The following is a 23,054-nucleotide window of genomic DNA, read 5'->3' on the forward strand; positions in this document are numbered from 1 at the left end:
GCACTTATAGAAAAAAAATTCAGCGATCCTTATCACACTAAGACTCGGTAAAGGGTCGCTCAGTAGCTGGTTACCACTCAGCAATTTACGATTAAATCAGCGCCCACCTCAGTTAAAGTCACACCACTGAGCCGATATGGATTTGTGCAGGCTGAAGTCACCGTTTCTGTAACACGCTAATATCTTATTGTTGCGGCTAAATACGATTAATTAATGGCGGCCGCGATGGCCGCTTAGTTGTTTTCTGTGCTATTTATCCAAGGGATAGTTTGGGAACTAAAAAAGTTAGTTATCTTTTTTCTTCCCAAAAATCTTCAGTAAAGCACCCACGGCACAACCAATAACCACACCCAGAATGACCCACTCAGTAAATGACATAATCAGACCTTCTCATTTGTTTGGCCTGATTATATAAATTATTCCCTGTTTGTCCACGTTAGCCCCAAACTGTACTCGCAACTAAAACATATCTCTCTGATAACGGCTACAAAACCCATTGCCCGTATCATCGTTCACCGTGTACTTCTTTTTGTGTTTTGCTGTTTATTGCTTTTGCACATTGTGAGGCCCGTGATCGTCAACCATACTCGTTGTGGCAAAAATATTCGTAGTTTTAATAAGGATATAAAATTGTGAAAATAGCAATGAATAGCATGCGATTAACTGCACTGGGCTTAATGCTAGGTAGTTTTGCGATCAGTGCTGCACCAGTTGCTGCACCAGTGACGGGTTACACTTTGGAGCGAGTGGTTATCTTGAGCCGCCATGGTGTTCGTTCGCCGACGAAACAAACAGAGTTAATGAATGATGTCACACCGGATAAGTGGCCTCAATGGCCGGTACCAGCGGGGTATTTAACCCCCAGAGGTGCGCAATTAGTGACACTGATGGGCGGCTTCTATGGTGATTATTTCCGCAATCAAGGATTGCTCCCGGCAGGATGCCCGGCAGATGGAACCCTCTATGCGCAAGCCGATATCGATCAACGAACCCGTTTAACTGGGCAAGCATTCCTTGATGGCATAGCTCCGGGGTGCGGTCTAAAGGTGCATTATCAGGCTGATTTGAAAAAGGTTGATCCACTGTTTCACCCCGTCGAAGCCGGTGTGTGTCAGCTAGATTCGACACAAACCCATAGGGCCATTGAGGCGCAACTGGGGGCGCCATTAAGTGAACTTAGCCAGCGTTATGCTAAGCCATTTGCCCAGATGGGCGAGATTCTCAATTTCACTGCTTCCCCCTATTGCAAGTCACTACAGCAACAAGGAAAATCCTGTGATTTTGCCACCTTTGCTGCCAATGAAGTTAAGGTGAATCAGCAGGGGACAAAGGTATCGCTCAGTGGGCCGCTGGCACTCTCATCCACATTGGGTGAAATCTTCTTGCTACAAAATTCGCAAGGGATGCCGGATGTCGCTTGGCATCGATTAAGTGGAGCGGAAAATTGGGTCTCATTATTATCGCTGCATAATGCGCAATTTGATTTGATGGCTAAAACACCTTATATCGCCCGTCATAAGGGAACTCCGTTGTTGCAACAGATTGTGACGGCGCTAGTGCTTCAGCGTAAGGGGCAAGGCCAAACTTTGCCATTATCTGAGCAGACCAAACTCCTTTTCCTTGGCGGTCATGATACCAATATCGCCAATATTGGCGGTATGCTAGGAGCCAACTGGCAGCTACCGCAACAGCCCGATAACACCCCGCCGGGTGGGGGGCTGGTGTTTGAACTATGGCAGAATCCAGATAACCATCAGCAATATGTCGCAGTTAAGATGTTCTATCAAACAATGGATCAGTTACGAAATAGTGAAAAGTTAGACCTGAAAAGTCATCCAGCCGGTATTGTTCCCATTGAGATCGAAGGTTGTGAGAACATCGGTACAGACAAACTTTGCCAGCTTGATACCTTCCAAAAGAGAGTGGCTCAGGTGATTGAACCTGCATGCCATATTTAAATTGGGCTATCTGGCTGATTTTAACATTGGCCGGATATATGGCGACTCGGTTAAATCTTGTGGTTGTTATAATAGAATGAGTCAGTGCTATATAAGTAATAACGCCGGAGCTACCTAGACGATATAGGTTCACTCCGGCGCATAAGCACTCGTATTAATAAGGATAGATATCAATTTACAACGTCACGCGATGCAAAAAATAATTAGCCCAGTCTGACTAAATCGAAAGGTACGTAACGCGCACCCGTTTGTTGTAACTCTACAACTGGCTCACGCTCGGCCTGTACAGGAGCCAGACCCTCTGCATGGATAGCTTTTGCTACGTCTATTTCCCCTGTTTGCGCGACCATAACACGTTTGCCTGGGATAATTTGGTTTCTATTTCTGTCATAGACTTTAACCATATTAACCTCCAATACTTTAACTATTACAGCCTTCGTTGACTTGACGCGGAAAATGATATTTATTTTTTTATCGAGGATCAAGATGAATAAGCGTTTTTTTTGCAGTGAGATGGTGGGGAATATAATGTCATGCGGTAACATTACCCTAATAAGGAATCCGCCTGTTTGCAGACTCCCTGTGGTGTGTATTCAGTAACAAGTGGTGAGCTATATCAGTTTCTTTTGTGTCAATGATTCCAATATTTTTAGCGGGGATTGTTGAGGGTTTTTCATTCCGGCTACAGGCAGTAGGAAGGTTTGCTCCAACATATATTGCCCGCCCATTGCCGCGTGGGGAGTTTGATCTGAAAAACAGATCCAGCTACTGCCCGCAGGGAAATCAATCGCTTGTTGCAGACCATTTTGTTGATAATCCAGATCTGACTTCATTTTATCGTGTAACTGAAGCATCAGATGGTCGTAATGGCTACGGCGGCGCTTAGTGATCCCCACTTTATGTTGCAGCCAACTGCTGATAGGTGAATAGCGTTCAAGTTGGGGCAAATAGCGGCTGGCAAGTTGTGTAAAGTCTTCGCCCACTCGCCATGAACGAGGCTCACCATGAGGATTGATATTGGAGAAGATACGGATGATGCGCTCGCCATAATTAGGGCGCGAAGGGAAAGCATCAACATGTAACCGGCTATCATCTTTACGCCAAGATGTCTTATCGCGCCAAGCGGCCACTGGGTGCAAGCGTAGGCTGTTGGTCGGACTATGTAGGGCGGAGGAGTACTCCGGCAATAATTGATTGACCAGCCCGAGGCAACTTTGGTAATAGCGCTCAAGCAACTGACGGATTAATGCAACCTTGCTTTCATCGGTGACACCCGTCAGCACGCCTTCCTGTGGCTTGAAGCTGATATTCTTACGTTTCACATCAACCAATGCAGGATTCAGCAACTGTTTTTCCTGTTCGCTAAGTTCAAAAGCGAGCTGGGGTAAATAGAGAACTTTGCCTTGTTCGAGAGCCTCAACGGCACTGCAATCTTCCGCATGGTTTTGCTCCCAATGGTCTTGGGGTAGCGTAAGAATCAATGAATCTGACGCTTGATTTAGATTATCACTACTCATCGATTTTCCGCTGTTAGATATTCATTCAATGATTGGAATCATAACTCTTTATTATAGTTAAAGTGAGGTTTGTAACACAATTTTCAGAATTTACAGCTTCTAACTAACGGCGTTAATGGTGGTAACCGCCGCATAATGGGTGATGATTTTACAATTGAAGTCTGGATTTCGGCGTGTTCTGACCAATGATCGGTGATGGTATCCAATTGTTCCATAGATTGAATGTGTAGGCGGCTGATAAAACAATCGTCTCCTGTTACTTTGTCACATTCAACACACTCTGGTGTTTCTTGAATCATTTGTTGGACAATATGTAGCATTCCGACCAAGGGCTTAACGCGCACAATTGCTTGCAAGCTATAACCAAATGCCCGTTGGTCTAAGTCTAATGTATAGCTACGGATGATGTTACGTTCTTCAAAGCGCCGCAGACGTTCGGATGTGCTGGGGGAGGAGAGATTCACTTGCTGGGACAAGTCTTTCAGCGAAATACGGGCGTTTTCCGCTAAAATGGCAATCAATTGTTCATCAATCTTATCCATACCTATACTGGCCTCTTATTATTAGGTGCATTAACTTATTATAGGCGATTTTTTAATGGGTTACCGATATTTGCCTAATAAATCGAATGTATCTGATAAACATAGAGGCCAATCTTTTGCTAGCACTTTACCCCTTTGGGGCGAAAGTGTTTTTGAGTATTGGGGCAGGGACTGACTGTTTCTAAGCTGATGTGCGGGTTAATGAAGCGATGGCACTCGGCACATTGGATTGTGGCGATTTTTTTTGCAGATAGGCCAAGTCATAGACATCGTAAAAATCTATCTCGCCTTTGTGACTAATAATATGCCTAAAGCGAATTTTAAATTTATCACTGATATTTTTATTACTCAAAATCTCGTCGATAGCTTGTGCTGATAACGCGCGACTAAAGAACCACTCACCGTTGTAACAAACACGTAAATCAAGAATGCCGATATCTTCAAACCGAAATACGGGTTTGATCTCCATCATCAGAATTGCTGACATCAGGACAAAGAAAACAGTAAACGCAACCATATACCCAGTGCCAAAGTAGGGCGTTAAGTACATCAAAGCGAGAACAAAAATGTATGACACTAACATCGCTATACAAAGGTACGGGTGCTTGTAGACAAAATCGCTGTTGAATTTTAACCGACCATCCCTTTTTTCTTTTTGGTTTATTCTTGCGATATCGTCGATTAATATCTTTTTAATTATGTCCATAATTATGACCTTCTGTTTATCACTCATAAAATTAAACCATAACGCGTGTTATAGATTAGCATGGAAGGTTAGGTCTGAAGTATAGCAGTTAAATGAATTCGCCAGCTAAACTGTTATAGGAGAGTACGAAGCAGAATAGGCCTGTATGTTATTAATTCATCAGGTGGAAGCCATCACTTAATACTCGTTTACACCTGATGAATTATCGTCATGTAGACAATAATAGTCTCAAAACAGCATTAAACTGTCAGGACAATCTTTCCAATATGCGTGCTGCCTTCCATTAACTCATGGGCTTTTGCTGCCTCTTCCAGTGGGAATGTCCGGAAAATTTGTGGTTTCATTTTACTCTCACTCAGTAATGGCCAAACTTGTTGCTCTAACTCTTTGGCGATCAGGGCTTTTTCTGCCACGCTGCGTGAACGTAATGTGGAACCGGTGTGTGTTAAGCGCTTTAGCAGCATTAACATTAAGTTAAGGTCTTTGGCGTGACCATTTTGCGTACCAATCTGGACAATACGGCCATTCATGGCAGCCGCTTCATAATTGCGCGCGACATAGTCTCCGGCGATTAAATCGACAATAACATCGGCTCCTTTGCCTGAGGTCGCTCGTTTGGTTTCCGCGACAAAGTCCTGAGTGTGGTAATTAATGGCGACATCTGCACCTAATGCTAGGCACGCCTGCCGTTTTTCCTCAGAACCTACAGTGACTATCACGGTTTTTGCGCCAAATGCTTTGCTTAGCAGTATCGCTGTTGTTCCTATACCGGAAGATCCCCCGTGAATTAAGACGGTTTCACCTGCGGTAAAATGCCCTCGTTGGAATAGATTGGTCCATACAGTGAAGAAAGTTTCTGGTAGTGCCGCCGCTTCGATATCAGTAAGGCTATCGGGGATCGGCAAAGCATTGGTTTCGTGTATAACGCAGTACTGGGCATAACCTCCACCCGCTATCAACCCACATACTCTGTCTCCAATCTTAAAGCGGCTGACATCGGCAGCGGTAGCAACCACTTCGCCCGCCACTTCTAGTCCTGGGATGTCTGAGGCTCCGGACGGTGGCGCATATTGGCCACGACGTTGCATCACATCTGGCCGGTTAACACCGGCGGCTGAAACTTTAATCAGTATTTCACCCGAGGCAGGCATCGGGGTCGGCCGCGTTATCGGTAGTAACACTTCTGGACCGCCGGACTGTGTGATTTCAATCGCGACCATGTTTGCCGGAAGATGAGCTAATAATTTCATAAGATTCCTCTGTCGCGTGAAGGTGCCAGATCAGACGCTATACCAATGACTGAGTGAGTATCTTAGCGCTGTAATGGAAATAATTCATGACGAGAATGTGCTTAAGTGATGGCTAGATTCAGGAGGAGTGCGGCATTGCAGGTGTAAAAAAACAAAAAAAGCGCCCAATAGGGAGGGCGCATAAATTTACAAAGGAGTCGTTCATGTTTGGACAGATTTGCATGGCGACAAACAAGGCATGACTAAATCAAGACTAAGAGATGTTTGAACGCTTTGATTGTATGAGTGTTACTTCTGTATCGATATAGGTATAAATCTGAAACTGCGCGCCAATATCGTTACAGACTCAACGGCTCTTTGCCGCCATAAATCTAAGCTTTCCTCTGCAAGTCTAAGCGTTATAAATCTAAACGTTGTACTGCCAGCAAACTTGGTACTGATAGATTCTGTCTGTCAGTAAATCATCTGCATGGACACTGGGACTCCATGAGTCGTCACCACCAACCCCCATATGGAAGCCATCAATATTTAGCCAAGTTCCTTGCTCTGGTTTGAGTCGATGCTGGTGGCTGGTGGTCATGAGTTGCTCAGTACTGTAACGGCTGATACCAAAATGGAAGTTACCCTTGATTCGCCAATGACCGTAATTCAAGGTACGGGTATTACAGCGCAACCCATTCTCGGTTGGAAATATGTAGGGGGTGTGCATATGTTCAAGGGGTTGTGACCAGTGGCCAAATTGTGCTGATAGTTGTCGATCAGGGTAGTTTTCATGGGGCCCTAACCCTAACCAGTTCACATTTTCTGCGATTTCTGATAATTGGCAGCACATACCGATTCTTGCTGGAGGGGGGAGTGCTGTCGCCACATGCGTGCGGACATCAATGGTCATACAGCCTTGCTGATCAAAACGGTATAGCCAATCTGTCTGCAGTAATCGCTGACCAGCAAACTCGTAGCTGTACTCGGCACGGATCTGTATTGAACTAGATAAACTATCGGCCTCTAATGATAAACAATGCGATTCTAACTGATACATTCCCGCCTTTTTCCAGCGCTCAACCCAGGCGTTGGGATCAATCCGAGTGGCTTCACTGATACCAATATCGTTATCCAGTGGGGCACGGACAAACTGATCGCGTAGCGGACTGAGTAACATTGGATTTTCACCCACCCACCACTGTTCTAATAACCCAGATTGGCGATTGAACTGCCAGCGCTGCTGCTGGTATGCCACGATAATGTGGTGTATGTCTTGATACAGTTGAGGAGTGCTTGGCACATTGTCTTTAAGTAAAGGAGTCGATCGTACAGAAAGGGTCTGCGGTAACTGCCATTGATGCCATGCGCTGCGATGATCACTTGGCGACCAAGGTGTTTTTGTTATCTGCCTGACCTCAAGGTTTAACCATAAATTGCCGGGGTTATCGATGATAGGTAACTCCCCGGCCAGTGTGTAACTGCGCGTATTTTCGGGGAGCAAATCCAACACTAGATCACCTTCCAGCACTGTTTTACCTTCGCATTCAATGCGCCAATAGAGCTGTTCGTTATCGCTGTTTCTGAATAGATATTCGCTGGTGACACTTATCACCAATGGAGCCGTACTTAATAATGAAAATTGGTAGAATTGTTGTGCGCACCGCGCTTCATATAAGCTTGGATGTGGGCTGCGGTCAGGAAAAACTAACCCATTCATGCAGAATTGGCGGTCGTTGGGTTTATCGCCAAAGTCGCCACCGTATGCCCAATAAGGTTCTCCATTCTCATCAAGACGGGTGAGACTTTGATCTACCCAATCCCAAACAAATCCCCCTTGTAGTCGTGGATATTGGCGAAACGCTTGCCAATAGCGGGCAAAACCGCCGAAGCTGTTACCCATGGCGTGGGCATATTCACATAAAATCAATGGGCGAGACTCATCCGGTAAGCCAACCCATTTCTTAATTGACCATTTTGGGACAGCAGGAAAAGGCTGGTCTTCATCTACACGAGCATACATTGGGCACACAATGTCGGTCGCGGGGGTGTTTGCGCCACCCCCTTCATATTGCACCGGGCGAGTAGGATCACTGCTTTTAACCCAACGGTAGAGAGCATCATGGGTTGCTCCATGGCCCGATTCGTTACCCAATGACCAGATAATGATGCAAGGGTGGTTGCGATCACGTTGAATCATCCGTGTGACTCGCTCACTGAAAGCAGAGAACCACTGAGGGTCGTCAGCTAAACGGCCCATAGGCTGCATTCCATGTGTTTCGATATTGGCTTCGTCAACGACATACAGCCCATAGCGGTCACATAACCGATACCATAATGGATGATTTGGATAGTGCGAGCAGCGCACCGCATTAAAATTATGCTGCTTCATCAGAATGATGTCTTGCCGCATACTTTCTTCATCTATTGTCTGGCCGGTTTGCGGATGGTGTTCGTGACGATTGACCCCTCGAATCAGTATCGCTTTGCCATTAACTTTAAGCTGGCCCTGATGAATAGCAACTTGCCGGAATCCGACATCATAGGCTTCCGCCTCAATCAGTTCATTTTGGTTATTAAGTAGGGAAACCACCGCACGATAGAGTGTCGGCTGCTCTGCACTCCATAATAAGGGGCGTTCGATCGGTAAGCTCAAACGAGTACGGTCAGAATAATTGCCACGTTCGTCAACGATCTGAGTACCTAGCGGTTGTTGCAAGCTGGCAATCAACTTATCTGCCAACCAAAGTTGTACGCGGATTTGATAGGCTTCAGTGACTATGGGGTCATTGATATCAAGTAGTGGGATGTTAACTGCTGCCAGCACGTCTAAATTGGCGGAACTGAATTCCGGGGATAGGTGGGTAGCGATATGAATATCACGCAAGTGAATCTCTGGCTTATGCAGCAAACTGACATCACGGAAAATACCGCTCATGCGCCACATATCCTGATCTTCTAGATAGCTGCCATCGCTCCAACGCAACACCAGAACGGCGATACGGTTACTCCCCGCGCGTAAATAGGGGGTAAGATTGAATTCAGCGGGCAAGCGGCTGTCTTGGGAGTATCCGACCCATTTCCCATTACACCACAGATAAAATGCTGAATTAACGCCATCAAAAATTATGCGTGTTTGGCCTGATGCGAGCCAATCTGCCGCCAAAGTAAATTCACGGGAATAGCAACCCGTGGGATTCTCTTTTGGCACAAATGGGGGATCAACAGGAATAGGGTATTGCACGTTAGTATAAATGGGTGCGTCATAACCATGAAGCTGCCAATTGGCGGGGACCGGTAACCTCTTTACTTCCGTTAAATCATGATCAATCCACTCGTCGGGAACCCCCTCAGGCTGGGAAAAATAGCTAAACGACCATAACCCATTGAGTAACTGCCGCTGTGAAGAGGGTGAATCACTTTGCGCGGCATCAACATCACGCCAGCTCTGGAAGGGGGGATGTGCTTCAAGGCGGTGATACTGCGTCACTTGTGGGTTCTCCCAGTCCCTGCGAGACAAAATCTGCGATAGGGTTGGCTTAACCTGTTGTTGTGTCCTTTGCCGTGACGTCATGATCTCAACCCCATCTCTGCGAATATTATCGTGTTTTGGCGAGCGATAGGAATAAATGTTATGCGCTCACAATTTGATGCCGCCAAGATGAATTCAGTGGCAGATAAAGTAAATAGTTGTTGGTTAAATAGTCGAGAGTGATCGCATTTATTCGTTTTCTGGCGAGAATGGGGCGGTTGTTTGACGTATTGTCAGCTTGGTGGCTAATAGCAACGTTTCAGAAGGGGGCTCAATGGTATGGTGCAACCTGACTATCAGGCGAGATACGCTCTCTTCGCCCAAGAGTTTGAAATTTTGCCTAACAGTGGTCAGTGGGGGCTGAAAATAGGCGCTGTCTGCGGTGTCATCGTAACCGATGACGGAGACCTGCCTCGGCACATTGACATGATGTTCATGAAGAGCACGCAACACACCAAGCGCCATTTGATCGTTAGCCACTAAAATGGCACTGAACGGGATATGGCTGGTAATGAGTTTCTGCGTTGCTTGATAGCCACTTCGGGCATCCCACTCCCCGTGATAAACCGCCTGTGGTGTTAATCTGGCACTGCTCAGGGCCTGTAGCCAGCCCTGATAGCGCAACTGAGATGAAATGGCATCTTTCGGCCCACAAATTAGCGCTATCTGCTGGTGGCCTAATGTAATCAGGTGATCTGCCCCCTGAATGGCTCCGACCTTGGGGTCAAACAGAACACTAAATGCCGCAGATTGCGGATCAACATCCAGAAACAGCACCGGAGTTCCCGCACATTGCTGGACGACCTTCTGACTGCGCGTTGGTTTCAGGGGGACATTCACTAGAATGCCATCAACCCGTTGAGCTAATAGCTCATTTATGGCTTGTTGGCAGGCAAGGTCACTGTGGTCATCTACCATGGCAATGACGATTGAGTATCCTAACTCACGGGCTTTGCTTTTTATTGCTGCCGCGATTTGCGAGGGGGCATGTAAAGAGAGGTCGGTGGTCGCAAGCCCGAGAGTAAGACTATGTTTGCCCGCCAATTGTTGTGCTACCCGGTTAGGGACGTAGTTCAGGTCAGCCATGGCTTGTTCAACCTTACTGCGGGTGTTGGGCGAGACATGAGTCGCCTGATTTAAAACACGCGATACTGTTTGATACGAAACACCAGCTTGGCGTGCAACATCATCTAAAGTGACAGATTTCGGTCTCATGTCTCTCTCTTGGGGTAGGTGGCTGCTTATTCTAGCAAATTTATAAGATAAACTTTTAGCGCTAACCGATAAACGTGATGAAAGCAGGCGAATTTAGCGTATTTTGAAATTATTTTTCTGAATGTACTCGTAGGTCTTGGTTCAGGAAGCCATTAATTGGGTGATTATTTCGTGTAAAAATGAGTATCAAGAGTATAATAAATGGCTTTTTTGGCTTTATTTTAGGCAAGCGATCAAGAATCTTCTGTTTGCCTGCTAAAAAGAGTTGCTATTAAAAGCCGGTCATGAGTTAATGCGTCTCGGCCTGTGGTACAGACCTATTTATGCACGACATCTTGAGTAAAGTGGTTCATATTTAAAGCGTTATCGTTGATAGCTCTTCACTGACGAATTTCCTTCATAGTGCCTCCATAAGTAACGACTGATAACCGGCTATAACACGCCCATGGTGGCAAAATTTTTTAATAAAGGAAATAAACATGTCTAACATGATGAAAGGTCAAGTAAAGTGGTTCAACGAGTCTAAAGGCTTCGGTTTCATCACTCCAGCTGATGGCAGCAAAGACGTGTTCGTTCACTTCTCTGCAATCCAAGATCAAGGCTTCAAGACCCTGGCTGAAGGCCAGAATGTACAGTTCTCTATCGAGAACGGTGCTAAAGGTCCGTCTGCAGCAAACGTAACTGCAATCTAATTGGCCTTTGGCTAATTATCAAAAAACCCGCTAAGGCGGGTTTTTTATTGTTTAGTATAAAGTAAAACTACTTGTATATCGGCAATCACCGCTACAAACCTCTTCCGATCTGGTTAGCCGTTCATTTGGCTCAACTGACTGACTTCAATCCACATGTTGTACCAACAAGCACCTCTGTTCCCTCAAAGAAATTCACTAAAAGCACACCGTTGCTTACGCGTAAGCCTTATCATTCTCACTTATTTCTGTACTATATACCCTAGATAGACGAGACCACGAGGGTCTCAGCTGCAGCGCTAGCGACTTTGGGTATACACTAGTGGCATTGATTTAATTGAAGGTAATATCATGAAAGTGAATGATCGGGTGACAGTAAAAACTGATGGCGGCCCACGGCGAGAAGGGGTTATTTTAGAGGTAGAGCAGTTTAGTGAGGGTGTCATGTATCTGGTTTCACTGGAAGATTATCCAGCAGGCGTATGGTTCTTTAATGAGATTGATAGCCACGATGGCACTTTTGTCGAGCCACTGCACAAGTAGTATTGGGTGTTGCGCTTCACAATAAAAAACCGGAGGAGGGCGTATGCCTTACCTCCGGTTTTGCTATTTGATGTTATCAATCCTAGTTTGGCTGAATATTAGTTACTGATCACTCAGAAAGTTTCCCAATTCAGCGAATCATCACCTGACTTCTTATTCACGCCCTTACTGTTTTGGGGCGCTGAAGTGGGAACGGATGTTTTCACTTTAGATGCTGGGTTATGGCCGTTTAGATGGAACACGGCAACAGCTTGCGTCAGTACTTCAGCTTGCTGTTCCAGAGATGCAGCAGCGGCTGACGCTTCTTGTACCAAGGAGGCGTTCTGTTGCGTGACGTTATCCATTTCTGAAACCGCTTGCGCAACCTGACTGATACCCCGGCTTTGCTCATCAGAAGCTGATGCTATTTCACCCATAATATCAGTAACATGAGTAACTGCTGTCACGATCTCACTCATTGTTTTACCTGCATCTGATACCAAAATTGACCCATCACCAATAAGATCAACTGATGCCTCAATCAATAGCTCAATCTCTTTAGCTGCATCGGCACTGCGCTGTGCCAAATTGCGAACTTCGCTGGCAACCACAGCAAAACCACGGCCTTGCTCACCTGCGCGGGCGGCTTCAACCGCAGCATTCAATGCCAGAATATTAGTTTGGAAAGCAATGCTATTAATAACATTTGTGATCTCAGCAATTTTCATTGAGCTGAGAGATATTTTGTCCATAGTGTTGACAACATCATCAACGATATCACCACCTTGAGCCGCTTTTGCCGAGGCATTAGCCGCCAGTTGGCTGGCATGGTGGGCATTCTCTGCATTCTGTTTCACGGTTGCAGTGAGTTGCTCCATGCTGGCGGCAGTCTGTTCAAGTGAGGCGGCTTGCTGCTCAGTACGTGCCGAGAGATCCGTATTACCCAGTGCAATTTCGCTGGAGCCTTGGTAAATAGATTCAGCGCTGCTGCGGACCGCTTCGACCGTGGTGGATAATGAGTCCTGCATTTGCTGAATATTGTTGCCTAACACACCGATCTCATTACGGCCGAAGGCAACGGGCATTTGTGTCAAATCACCTTGCGCAATACGCTGAATACGTTCTACCAGCCAGTTAATCGGCTTGATGATGACCTTGCTGATCACTAAAAAAGCGATCAACGTTAATAGAATCGCCAGAATAAAGGCCCCCCCCATTAGTAGGTAGCCAAGGCGTGCTTCTTGCTGGGCGGTCTGGTTTATTTGGTTGGCGCGTTCAGTGCGATATTTAACCGCTTTTAGCAGTGGCTCATTGTAAGCACTATCCAATTGATTGAGTTTTTCTGCTTCCAGCGAGATAACCTCTTCAAAATGCCCCTCTTTGGTCGCGTCGAGCATGAGTTTCATCCCGTCGTCACGATACTGCTCATAGGCTTTTTTCAGCGGGCCATCCAGAGCGGTGTCGGTTTCAGATTTAATTGGGCGGTTATAGTAGAGGTCAAACATTTGCTGTGACTGAGCAATCCAGCCTTCGGCACTTTTTAAGCCCTGCTGGTAACCCTCGGTATCACCAATACGTGCCGATGATGCGGCTTGAATAAGAATAAGGCGTGCTGTGCGCAGGTAATTTGAGCTATTTGACAGACCCAGTCGGATATCCAGCTCTTGGGTTGCTTCTTCAAGTGATTGGTTACTCTGCTTTAAAAAGTAGCCTGATGTACCAATTGCCGCTGCAAATAAGAGCAGTATCCCCGCCAAAATGGCGATAAACAGAGTGACCAGACGCATGTTATTAACAAACAATACTTTCGTGTTTGTACTCTGTTCTGGCGTTATTTTTCTATCCAATGGCTGATGCGTACTTCCACGTTTCATTGTCAGTTCCGTTTCTATAGTCGCTCGAGGAAAGGTCCTTGCCTGCTATACCCTACTAACTTGACGCTGTAGCCTTGTCCATGGGCACTTTGTCCACTCTGGGTGCAGGCATCGCTGCTTAAAATTAATCCACCCCTATATTTAAAATAACTCCAACAATCCTTTAAGAACCTATCGGCAACGGCCCTAAAATAGTTAGGGCTATAAATGAGATCACGATCGCAGTTTAGATTAAAGATTCCTTACATTTCTGTAATTGAGTCAATGACTTGATAGTGAGTTTTCGCAAGCTACCGAGCAGTCAGGGGGGGGAGGGGGATTGAAGCGACTGTGTAGTGGCCTTTTCCAGTGGTGAGATCCACCGAGATAATATCCAATAATTCAAAGCAATTAATTCGCTCCTAATATTATAAGTATTAATTCTATTATTTAATTCACTTGTGCTGGTTTAGGTTTTGTTTAGGAATATAAGCTTTACATAATTATCACTCGCAACTATACTCTTGGAAAAATCAGGTGGAGAAACTAATGGATACGCAAAGTAGTAGTCAAATAAGCAAGGCAAGCTAACTCATCTCCCTACCGATTTGTTGCTTGCCGAAAAATGGCGGGCAGCACCTCTCTCTATTCTCTGAGCAGTGCAACCCCAATAATGTTTTAACTCGATGAGAAATTATCGAGGGTATTAATTTGGGTTTTTATTATGGTATTTAACAGCCACGCACTATTTCCTCCCGGCATAAACACAGCTTTTTGCTGAGTCATACCTTTGGTATATCTCTCAGCACAATAACCTGTGTGCTAAATAGCACATGATTATTCTACCAATGATTACATCATGGAGAGAATCATGGCAGTAACTCCTTTTGTCATAAATTTATTATTGGCGATGTGCCTCGGCGCGTTAATTGGTGCTGAAAGGCAATGGCGTCAACGTATGGCGGGCTTACGTACTAATGCATTGGTCGCTACCGGTGCGGCGGTATTTATTCTCAGTTCTTATGCTACTTCTCCGGACAGTCCTGGGCGTATTGCTGCTCAAGTTGTTTCAGGTATTGGTTTCCTTGGGGCAGGCGTTATTATGCGGGAAGGCATGAATATCCGAGGATTGAATACCGCAGCGACGCTTTGGTGTTCAGCGGGTATTGGTGTGCTTTGTGGGCTGGGATTGTATTGGAATGCCGTGGCTGCGACCGCAGTTATTCTGTGCGCCAATATATTATTACGTGAAGCCGCCCAACGTATTAACTTACAACCCCAGCAACAAGCGGTAGATTTAGAGGTTCGCTACCGAATTCAGGTGACCTGTGGTACAGAGGATGAAATATTGGTCCGCACGCTAATTTTACAGGCGTTAAATGGCGTGGCATTACGGTTGCAATCACTTTGTAGCGCCGATATTGCTAGGCCCGGCCAGTTGGAAGTTTGCGCTGAAATAGTGGCAACACCCGCAGCGCAAAAAGAAATTGAAGGTATTGTTTGCCGTGTCAGTTTGGAGCGCAGTGTTAGCTCTATTCATTGGCGTATTGCATCTGAATTACCACTATAACTCATTAAAGAAAATAATCTCTGCTTTAGTCAGTAAGAAATTATAAATGTGAAGTTGTATAAATTAGACGTTATAAATAGAAAATAACAAATAGCACTGACCCATGTGGTAGTAAGGAGTTGTTATGGACGATCACCCCGGAGTTAACTTAATTAGCTGCTGCTAATTAAATGTAGAGTTGGCAGCGCAATAATAGTTCAGCACATTATCCTCTCAGTTTATTGAGCGGATAAACCCTGTGCACCCAGAATTAAAAGAGATGCGTTATGACCAAATTTAAAAAAACAGCAACAGGCCAAAGCAATAATAAGAAACCTTTTACTATTGCATTAGAGGCTAAAAATAGCTTGGATCAAACTCTATCCAAATTGAATGCTAATCTAAATGGCCTGACTGAAGAAGATGCCAGAGAGCGGTTAGAGTTATATGGCATCAATCAAGTCGCCCACGAGAAAGCACCACCGGCTTTGAGTCAATTACTGGCCGCATTTAATAACCCGTTTATTTTTGTTTTGATGGTTTTGGCGATAATCAGTTTCTTTACCGACTATTGGTTGCCATTACAAAGTGGCGAGGAGACCGATCTGGTTGGTGTCAGTATTATTGTCACGATGGTATTGATCAGCGGACTATTACGTTTCTGGCAGGAGTTCCGCACCAATAAAGCCGCAGAAGCATTGAAATCCATGGTGCGCACCACCGCGACCGTGTTGCGCCGGAGTAGCCACAGTGCGCAACCGGCAAAACAGGAAATTGCGATTAAGCAATTGGTGCCGGGCGATATTATTCTATTATCCGCCGGAGATATGATCCCCGCTGATTTGCGGTTGATTAAATCCAGAGATCTGTTTATTAGTCAGGCGATTCTGACGGGAGAAGCCATACCCATCGAAAAGTATGATGCGATGGGGGCTATCAGCTCAAAATCAGTCGAGGCCGATGCCAGTAGTGAGAGCGAACTGCTTGAATTATCGAATATCTGTCTGATGGGGACTAATGTTGCCAGCGGAACTGCCATGGCCGTGGTCGTTGCTACTGGCGGGCATACTTATTTCGGGTCGCTTGCTAAGTCGATTGTGGGCAATCGCGCGCAAACCGCTTTTGATCGCGGCGTTAACAGTGTCAGTTGGTTATTGATCCGCTTTATGTTGGTGATGGTACCCATTGTCTTGCTGATTAATGGCTTTACCAAAGGGGATTGGACCGAAGCGGCGCTGTTTGCATTGGCGGTGGCAGTCGGGTTGACCCCTGAAATGTTGCCGATGATTGTCAGTTCTAATCTAGCGAAGGGCGCAATTGCGATGTCGCGCCGAAAAGTTGTGGTTAAGAGACTGAACGCAATACAAAACTTTGGGGCGATGGATGTATTATGCACGGATAAAACCGGCACATTGACACAGGATCGTATCATTCTTGAACACCATTTAGATGCCAGTGGCAGTAACGACCAGAAAGTATTGCAATTGGCGTGGCTCAACAGTTTCCACCAAAGTGGTATGCGCAATCTGATGGATCAGGCGGTCATCAAGTTTAGCCGAGGCAAACCCGAGATCGATGCGCTGCGCGGCTTTAATAAAGTGGATGAGTTGCCCTTTGATTTCATCCGCCGCCGCTTGTCGATCGTGGTAAAAGATGAGCAGCAGCACCAGCGCCTAATCTGTAAAGGGGCAGTGGAGGAGATGCTAAGCATCTGTACACAAGTCCGCGAGGGGAGTGAAATTTTCCCTTTGGATGATAGCCGCCGAGCCGAATTACTGGCGTTAGCCACGCAATATAATGAAGACGGTTTTCGTGTGTTACTGCTGGCGACCCGTGAGCTAGGAACTCAAGCCAGTGAGTTGCCGTTAAATATTGATGATGAACGTGATCTGGTTGTACAAGGGCTGCTGACATTCCTCGATCCACCGAAAGAGAGCGCCGAGGCCGCGATCACTGCGTTGCGCGAAAACGGCGTTGCCGTCAAAGTGTTAACGGGGGATAACCCGATTATTACAGCAAAAATCTGCCGTGATGTTGGGCTGGAGCCGGGCGAGCCGCTGAGTGGGCGTGAAATTGAAGAGATGGATGATGAAACACTGGCGCGTGAAGTGGAGTTGCGCACGGTGTTTACCAAGCTGACGTCATTGCAGAAATCCCGGGTGCTGAAAATGCTACAAAGCAATGGGCATACCGTTGGTTTTCTTGGGGATGGTATCAATGATGCTCCGGCACTGCGTGATGCGGATGTCGGGATCTCGGTCGATACCGGCACTGATATTGCCAAAGAGTCGGCAGATATTATTTTGTTGGAAAAGAACCTGATGGTGCTCGAAGAAGGGGTCATTATTGGGCGTGAAACCTTCGGAAATATCATCAAGTATCTGAATATGACAGCCAGCTCTAATTTCGGCAATGTGTTCTCGGTATTAGTTGCCAGTGCATTTATTCCATTCTTACCGATGCTTGCTATCCATCTACTGTTACAAAACCTGATGTATGACATTTCCCAGCTTTCACTGCCGTGGGATAAGATGGACAAAGAGTTTTTACGTAAACCGCGTAAGTGGGATGCTAAAAATATTGGCCGCTTTATGATCTGGATTGGGCCAACTTCGTCCATTTTTGATATTACAACCTTTGCATTGATGTGGTTTGTTTTTGCCGCTAACAGTGTCGAGCATCAGGCTTTGTTCCAGTCAGGCTGGTTTATTGAAGGTTTGCTGTCACAGACGTTGGTTGTTCATATGCTGCGGACACAAAAGATTCCGTTTATTCAAAGTACCGCTGCGTTGCCTGTGCTGCTGACGACGGGGCTAATCATGGCCATCGGCATCTATATTCCGTTTTCACCACTGGGGACGTTGGTCGGTTTAGTGCCGCTACCATGGGAATACTTCCCATGGTTGGCAGGGACACTGATCAGTTACTGTGTTGTTGCGCAACTGATGAAACAGTTCTATATCCGGCGCTTCGGCAAGTGGTTCTAAAGAGATTTCTGTTGGTATAACACCATGTGATATGAGTACGTCCGGGGCCAGTTGGCCCCGGAATGATGACGATTCGTGTCGTGGGTGAGTTAATCAAAGTGGGACGATCAGGACATCTACTGTGCTGGTGTTAATCAATCGGGCCGCTGAGCAAGAGAATTTATTCATTAGACGGGTGCTGTGGTTGCCACAGATAACCAAATCAATGTGCTGCTGCTGGCAACAGTAAGCCAGACTATCAGCGAACTCGCCATGAACCACTCTCCGGTTCTCTATGGGATAGTCCGCATTCATCGCCAATTCCTCCATAAATAACTGCGCTTCTTCTTGCAACACCGACCGCAAATCACCAAGCATCGGGGCCGCATAGCTACTGTACATTTCTGGTTCTGTTGTCAATGTTATTAGCGAAACCTTGCCGTCATAGGGCCGGACGATAGAAACGGCTTTATCGACTAATTGTTGGCTTTCGGGTGAAAGGGCAACGGCGACCAGAACATTGCGGTATCCCATTATTACGCTCCCATCAGCACGACTATTGATTAAAGATTAGGGGATCACACATTACATAAATGGGATGCTAATCACATTTGGCTATTGTCATAGGAAAATTTCTTTTATTTCAGATGGTTAATTTACTTTATAGTCAGCGAGTCATACGATGAACTTATAGCTCAAACATTATTAATTAGATTATCTTACATTTTGTTCACAACCCCCTTGCAAAAATAGGGATATGAACCAAAGTTGGATACGGGGCTGATGAAAATGTGTCCGAATAAGCGAGAGTGAAACATGCGGTTACCTCTGTTGCCTTTATTAATACGTGATGTCGATCTTTTTAACGCTAAAAGGTCGATTGGTTAATAAACGAACGACAAACGGCAATTCTCGTAATCGCATAAATATTCGTTAAAACAAAATAGTTTCACTAGGTAACTTATAGCCTTACCGAGTAATTAAGTGACTTGGTAGCCCTTAATGCTAATAATTTCGGGTTATGACAGATTTATGTTCTGCTATTTTGTTTTAGGAATGCATTTGTTCGAATTGATCTAAAAACAGTAAGAATTGGGCCTATATCCTTAGTTTTTTAGCTCTTTTCTGACTTCTGGCTATTTTTTGAGCACGCATGTGGTCAGTAATTGAACGATTATGGCGATGAGTAGCAACTTTTTATTTTATTTTTGTGATCTATGTCACATTACATTTAAAATGAATCACTAGTCACATTGTATGTGCTAACGATTCGGGAGTAGAGTTGGGCCTCTTTAGGAATAATCCTAATAATTTGTAAGAAAAGTTTCATGACGCAGGCGCATTATCAGAGCAGCACAAAATCTAGCGGCCAAACCTACGACATGTTGTTTCATACCCTAACGGTATTTTTGTAACGTAACACCAGTAGGCTTCAATTACTTTTAGCTCTATAGGTTCTAATTAACTGTATAACGGGAAGGATCCCAGGTCTTGGGTGAAGAATACTATCATCCAACTTATGTTTTAAAACATAATCAGTCGGGATGTCTAAAATGAGTACGTCTGAATTACTCAAACATATTTATGATATTAATTTGTCATATTTGCTCTTAGCGCAGCGGTTAATTAACGATGAGAAAGCCTCAGCGATGTTTCGCTTGGGTATTACTGACAGCATGGCCGATGCATTATCACAGTTAACGTTACCGCAAATGGTTAAATTGGCCGAGACTAACCAATTAGTCTGCCATTTCCGTTTCAGTGATCACAATACTATTCATCATCTGACGAAAGAGTCTCGTGTGGATGACTTGCAGCAAATACACACAGGAATTTTATTGTCGAGCCACTTACTCCACGAACTATCGTTAAAAGACGGTAGTGCGCCTAAGAAAAGAGCATGACAGATGGTTGAGAAAAGTATTGTCCAGGAAGCCAAAGACATTCATTTGGCAATGGAGTTGATAACTTTAGGTGCGCGTTTACAGATGCTGGAAAGTGAAACGCAACTTAGCCGGGGGCGTTTAATTAAGCTCTACAAAGAGCTGAGAGGCAGCCCGCCACCGAAAGGAATGTTACCGTTTTCGACCGATTGGTTTATGACTTGGGAACAAAATATTCACTCATCGATGTTTTATAACGCCTATAGCTTCTTGCTAAAAAGCGGACAATGCACCGGTGTCGAGGCCGTTATTAAGGCTTATCGTCTCTATCTTGAACAGTGCCCTGATCAGTCGGGAATCCCGCCATTACTGGCGTTAACCCGTGCTTGGACGCTGGTTCGATTCGTTGACAGTGGTATGTTGCAGCTCTCTGGCTGTAACTGCTGTGGTGGGACTTTTATCACCCATGCACACCAGCCACGAAACGGCTTTGTCTGTAGTCTCTGCCAGCCACCTTCCCGCGCAGTAAAAAAACGTAAACTTTCTCCGCAATCTGCCGATATAACTTCACAACTGCTGGATGAGCAGGTTAGACGCGCAGTTTGAGTTTCTTTGGTTTGTCTGAATTTTTGGTTACAGCCTCGGGATGGATACCGTTTCTGTAGCCAGTTAATGGCAATTCATCACACTCAAAGGGCGCTAACGCCTCACCTTCCACCCACACACTTTGCTAAGGATGTCGCGTGTTAGTTATTTTGGGTTATATCGTGGTCTTAGGTGCGGTTTTTGGTGGCTACATAATTGTTGGTGGTCACCTTGGCGCACTTTATCAGCCAGCTGAATTTTTAATTATCGGCGGGGCAGGTATTGGTGCATTTATTGTGGGTAACAATGGTAAAGCAATAAAAGCCACAATGAAGGCAATGCCAAAATTGATGCGCCGCTCTAAATATAACAAAGTCCTATATATGGACTTAATGGCGCTACTGTACCGCTTATTAGCAAAATCCCGCCAGCAGGGAATGTTGTCACTTGAACGGGATATAGAAAATCCACGCGAAAGTGAAATTTTCTCTAATTATCCGAGAATTTTGGCCGATAAGTTATTAGTCGAATTTATTACCGACTATTTGCGGTTAATTGTCAGCGGAAATATGAACGCTTTTGAAATCGAAGCATTGATGGATGAAGAGATCGAAACTCACGAGCAAGAGTGCGAAGTTCCCGCCGGTAGCTTGGCGATGGTGGGGGATTCTCTCCCCGCATTCGGGATTGTTGCTGCGGTGATGGGGGTCGTCCACGCCTTGGCTTCCGCCGACCGACCTGCCGCAGAACTTGGGGCGTTAATTGCCCATGCAATGGTGGGGACGTTCTTGGGTATTTTGTTGGCTTATGGATTTATCTCCCCTTTGGCGACCTTGTTACGTCAACAGAGTGCAGAAACCACCAAAATGATGCAGTGCATCAAGGTGACACTGCTGTCCAGCCTGAACGGATATGCGCCGCAAATTGCCGTGGAGTTTGGTCGTAAAACGCTCTACACCACGGAACGCCCATCGTTCATTGAGCTGGAAGAGCATGTGCGTAGAGTGAAAGCTCCGGCACCGCAAGCGACAGAAGAGGACGCATGAAGCATCAGAACCACCCCGTTATTCTGGTCAAAAAACGCAAGGCCAAACATGGTGGTGGTCACCATGGCGGATCATGGAAAATCGCTTACGCTGACTTTATGACAGCCATGATGGCCTTCTTTCTGGTGATGTGGCTGCTCTCGGTCTCCAGCCCGCAAGAGCTGACGCAAATTGCCGACTATTTTCGTACGCCATTGAAAGTCGCGCTGACCAGCGGCGATAAAAGCAGTTCCAGCACCAGTCCCATTCCGGGGGGCGGTGATGACCCCACCCAACAAGTGGGGGAGGTGCGCAAGCACATTGATTCTGAAGAGAGCCGCAGAGAGGAGTACCGCCTCAATAAATTACGGGAAAAACTGGATCAGCTCATCGAATCAGACCCCAGACTAAGGGCGCTGCGGCCACATCTGTTGATTAACATGATGGAAGAAGGCCTGAGAATCCAGATTATTGATAGCCAAAATCGGCCTATGTTCAAAATGGGGAGCGCACAGGTTGAGCCGTATATGCGCGATATTTTGCGTGCAATTGCTCCCATCCTGAATGACATACCGAATAAAATCAGTCTGTCCGGCCACACGGATGACTTGCCTTATGCTAATGGCGAAAGGGGTTATAGCAACTGGGAACTCTCGGCTGATCGTGCCAATGCTTCACGGCGTGAATTGCTGATCGGGGGGTTGGATGAGGGCAAAGTGCTGCGTGTCGTGGGCATGGCCTCGACGATGCGCCTCAAAGAGCAGGCATCGGATGATCCGGTCAACCGTCGTATCAGTATCTTGGTGCTGAACAAACAGACTCAACATGATATTGAGCATGAGAATTTGGATAACCGAGCGCTGGATATCGAAAAAGCGGAGAGTTTGAAGCAGATTGAGACCAGTGGTACTGCGCCGGTAGCAACATCAGCAGCAACAACAACATCAGCAGCCACGAAATCAGCAGCTACGGCATCAGCTGTCACGGCGACGACACCGCCAGCGCCAGCAGTGACGGCTACATCCACTGGGCAACCGGCAGCAACTGGCTCGGCTGCGGTAAGTTCAACCCCTGCGCCACAACCGGCAAAGGCCGCACCGGATGATCCTGTGAAAGCCGTGGTATCGCCAGAGACAGCATCACCAACGACAGCACCACAAACACCACAATCGAGCACGGGGAACATCACTCCAGTTGCCACTGGGCCAACGACATCGTTGCCTGCGGCACCTGCAAGTCATGCACCGGTCTCTCCGACAAGCCGCGACGCACAGTAGAGGTGA

At 46.0% G+C, this 23,054-nt stretch carries 18 protein-coding genes and 1 pseudogene; 10 read left to right on the plus strand and 9 right to left on the minus strand.

Annotated elements, in window-relative coordinates:
* Window positions 1–72: 72 nt before the first annotated feature.
* Both HRD69_RS13480 and HRD69_RS13485 read left to right on the plus strand, forming a co-directional pair.
* Window positions 73–180: pseudogene (locus tag HRD69_RS13480) on the plus strand (fimbria/pilus chaperone family protein); the annotation flags it as partial.
* 464 nt (window positions 181–644) lie between these two features.
* Window positions 645–1,958, plus strand: coding sequence for an AppA family phytase/histidine-type acid phosphatase (locus HRD69_RS13485; protein WP_425273778.1), 1,314 nt, complete (start codon window positions 645–647; stop codon window positions 1,956–1,958).
* Window positions 1,959–2,161: 203 nt separating this feature from the next.
* Here HRD69_RS13485 and ydfZ read toward each other — a convergent pair whose 3' ends face one another.
* From ydfZ to HRD69_RS13520, 7 genes are all read right to left on the minus strand, one after another.
* Window positions 2,162–2,362 (minus strand): putative selenium delivery protein YdfZ, encoded by a 201-nt coding sequence (gene ydfZ / locus HRD69_RS13490; protein ID WP_032813106.1) that lies wholly within the window; start codon window positions 2,360–2,362, stop codon window positions 2,162–2,164.
* A gap of 207 nt (window positions 2,363–2,569) precedes the next feature.
* On the minus strand, window positions 2,570–3,475 hold the full coding sequence (kdoO, locus tag HRD69_RS13495; RefSeq protein ID WP_004873565.1) for a Kdo hydroxylase KdoO: 906 nt from the start codon (window positions 3,473–3,475) through the stop codon (window positions 2,570–2,572).
* 83 nt (window positions 3,476–3,558) lie between these two features.
* Entirely contained in the window at window positions 3,559–4,017 is a 459-nt protein-coding gene (locus HRD69_RS13500) for an Lrp/AsnC family transcriptional regulator (protein WP_004873564.1), read from the minus strand.
* 181 nt (window positions 4,018–4,198) lie between these two features.
* A complete protein-coding gene (locus tag HRD69_RS13505) occupies window positions 4,199–4,723 on the minus strand; it encodes a YlaC family protein (RefSeq protein ID WP_032813104.1) in 525 nt (174 codons plus the stop codon).
* Between the two features lie 239 nt (window positions 4,724–4,962).
* On the minus strand, window positions 4,963–5,973 hold the full coding sequence (locus tag HRD69_RS13510; protein WP_004873562.1) for an NAD(P)H-quinone oxidoreductase: 1,011 nt from the start codon (window positions 5,971–5,973) through the stop codon (window positions 4,963–4,965).
* Window positions 5,974–6,379: 406 nt separating this feature from the next.
* Entirely contained in the window at window positions 6,380–9,526 is a 3,147-nt protein-coding gene (locus HRD69_RS13515; RefSeq protein WP_004873561.1) for a beta-galactosidase, read from the minus strand.
* Window positions 9,527–9,673: 147 nt separating this feature from the next.
* The gene (locus tag HRD69_RS13520; RefSeq protein WP_004873560.1) at window positions 9,674–10,699 is read right to left on the minus strand and encodes a LacI family DNA-binding transcriptional regulator; all 1,026 of its coding nucleotides are present in this window, start codon (window positions 10,697–10,699) and stop codon (window positions 9,674–9,676) included.
* Window positions 10,700–11,178: 479 nt separating this feature from the next.
* Here HRD69_RS13520 and cspE point away from each other — a divergent pair, with 479 nt between their 5' ends.
* Both cspE and dsrB read left to right on the plus strand, forming a co-directional pair.
* Window positions 11,179–11,391: a transcription antiterminator/RNA stability regulator CspE gene (cspE, locus tag HRD69_RS13525; RefSeq protein ID WP_002210893.1), complete on the plus strand. Its 213-nt coding sequence runs from the start codon at window positions 11,179–11,181 to the stop codon at window positions 11,389–11,391.
* Between the two features lie 348 nt (window positions 11,392–11,739).
* Entirely contained in the window at window positions 11,740–11,931 is a 192-nt protein-coding gene (gene dsrB, locus HRD69_RS13530) for a protein DsrB (RefSeq protein ID WP_004873559.1), read from the plus strand.
* A gap of 113 nt (window positions 11,932–12,044) precedes the next feature.
* On the opposite strand, the gene HRD69_RS13535 is transcribed toward dsrB, so the two are convergent.
* Window positions 12,045–13,784 (minus strand): methyl-accepting chemotaxis protein, encoded by a 1,740-nt coding sequence (locus tag HRD69_RS13535; protein ID WP_032813042.1) that lies wholly within the window; start codon window positions 13,782–13,784, stop codon window positions 12,045–12,047.
* Window positions 13,785–14,634: 850 nt separating this feature from the next.
* Between HRD69_RS13535 and HRD69_RS13540 the strand changes: the two genes are divergently transcribed.
* Both HRD69_RS13540 and mgtA read left to right on the plus strand, forming a co-directional pair.
* Window positions 14,635–15,333, plus strand: a complete 699-nt coding sequence (locus HRD69_RS13540; protein ID WP_032813041.1) for an MgtC family protein — start codon at window positions 14,635–14,637, stop codon at window positions 15,331–15,333.
* Between the two features lie 266 nt (window positions 15,334–15,599).
* Window positions 15,600–18,299: a magnesium-translocating P-type ATPase gene (gene mgtA / locus HRD69_RS13545; RefSeq protein ID WP_004873556.1), complete on the plus strand. Its 2,700-nt coding sequence runs from the start codon at window positions 15,600–15,602 to the stop codon at window positions 18,297–18,299.
* A 93-nt stretch (window positions 18,300–18,392) separates the two neighbouring features.
* On the opposite strand, the gene uspC is transcribed toward mgtA, so the two are convergent.
* The gene (uspC, locus tag HRD69_RS13550) at window positions 18,393–18,812 is read right to left on the minus strand and encodes a universal stress protein UspC (RefSeq protein ID WP_004873555.1); all 420 of its coding nucleotides are present in this window, start codon (window positions 18,810–18,812) and stop codon (window positions 18,393–18,395) included.
* Window positions 18,813–19,831: 1,019 nt separating this feature from the next.
* Here uspC and flhD point away from each other — a divergent pair.
* From flhD to motB, 4 genes are all read left to right on the plus strand, one after another.
* Entirely contained in the window at window positions 19,832–20,182 is a 351-nt protein-coding gene (gene flhD, locus HRD69_RS13555) for a flagellar transcriptional regulator FlhD (RefSeq protein WP_032813040.1), read from the plus strand.
* Between the two features lie 3 nt (window positions 20,183–20,185).
* Window positions 20,186–20,767, plus strand: a complete 582-nt coding sequence (flhC, locus tag HRD69_RS13560; RefSeq protein WP_004873553.1) for a flagellar transcriptional regulator FlhC — start codon at window positions 20,186–20,188, stop codon at window positions 20,765–20,767.
* A gap of 137 nt (window positions 20,768–20,904) precedes the next feature.
* Complete coding sequence (gene motA / locus HRD69_RS13565) at window positions 20,905–21,792, plus strand: flagellar motor stator protein MotA (RefSeq protein ID WP_004873552.1); 888 nt, start codon at window positions 20,905–20,907, stop codon at window positions 21,790–21,792.
* Window positions 21,789–23,048, plus strand: a complete 1,260-nt coding sequence (gene motB / locus HRD69_RS13570; protein ID WP_032813039.1) for a flagellar motor protein MotB — start codon at window positions 21,789–21,791, stop codon at window positions 23,046–23,048. Before motA ends, motB begins: the two co-directional genes overlap by 4 nt.
* Window positions 23,049–23,054 lie beyond the last annotated feature (6 nt).

The organism is Yersinia mollaretii ATCC 43969 (genome assembly GCF_013282725.1).
In the GTDB taxonomy this organism is placed as follows: Bacteria; Pseudomonadota; Gammaproteobacteria; order Enterobacterales; family Enterobacteriaceae; genus Yersinia; species Yersinia mollaretii.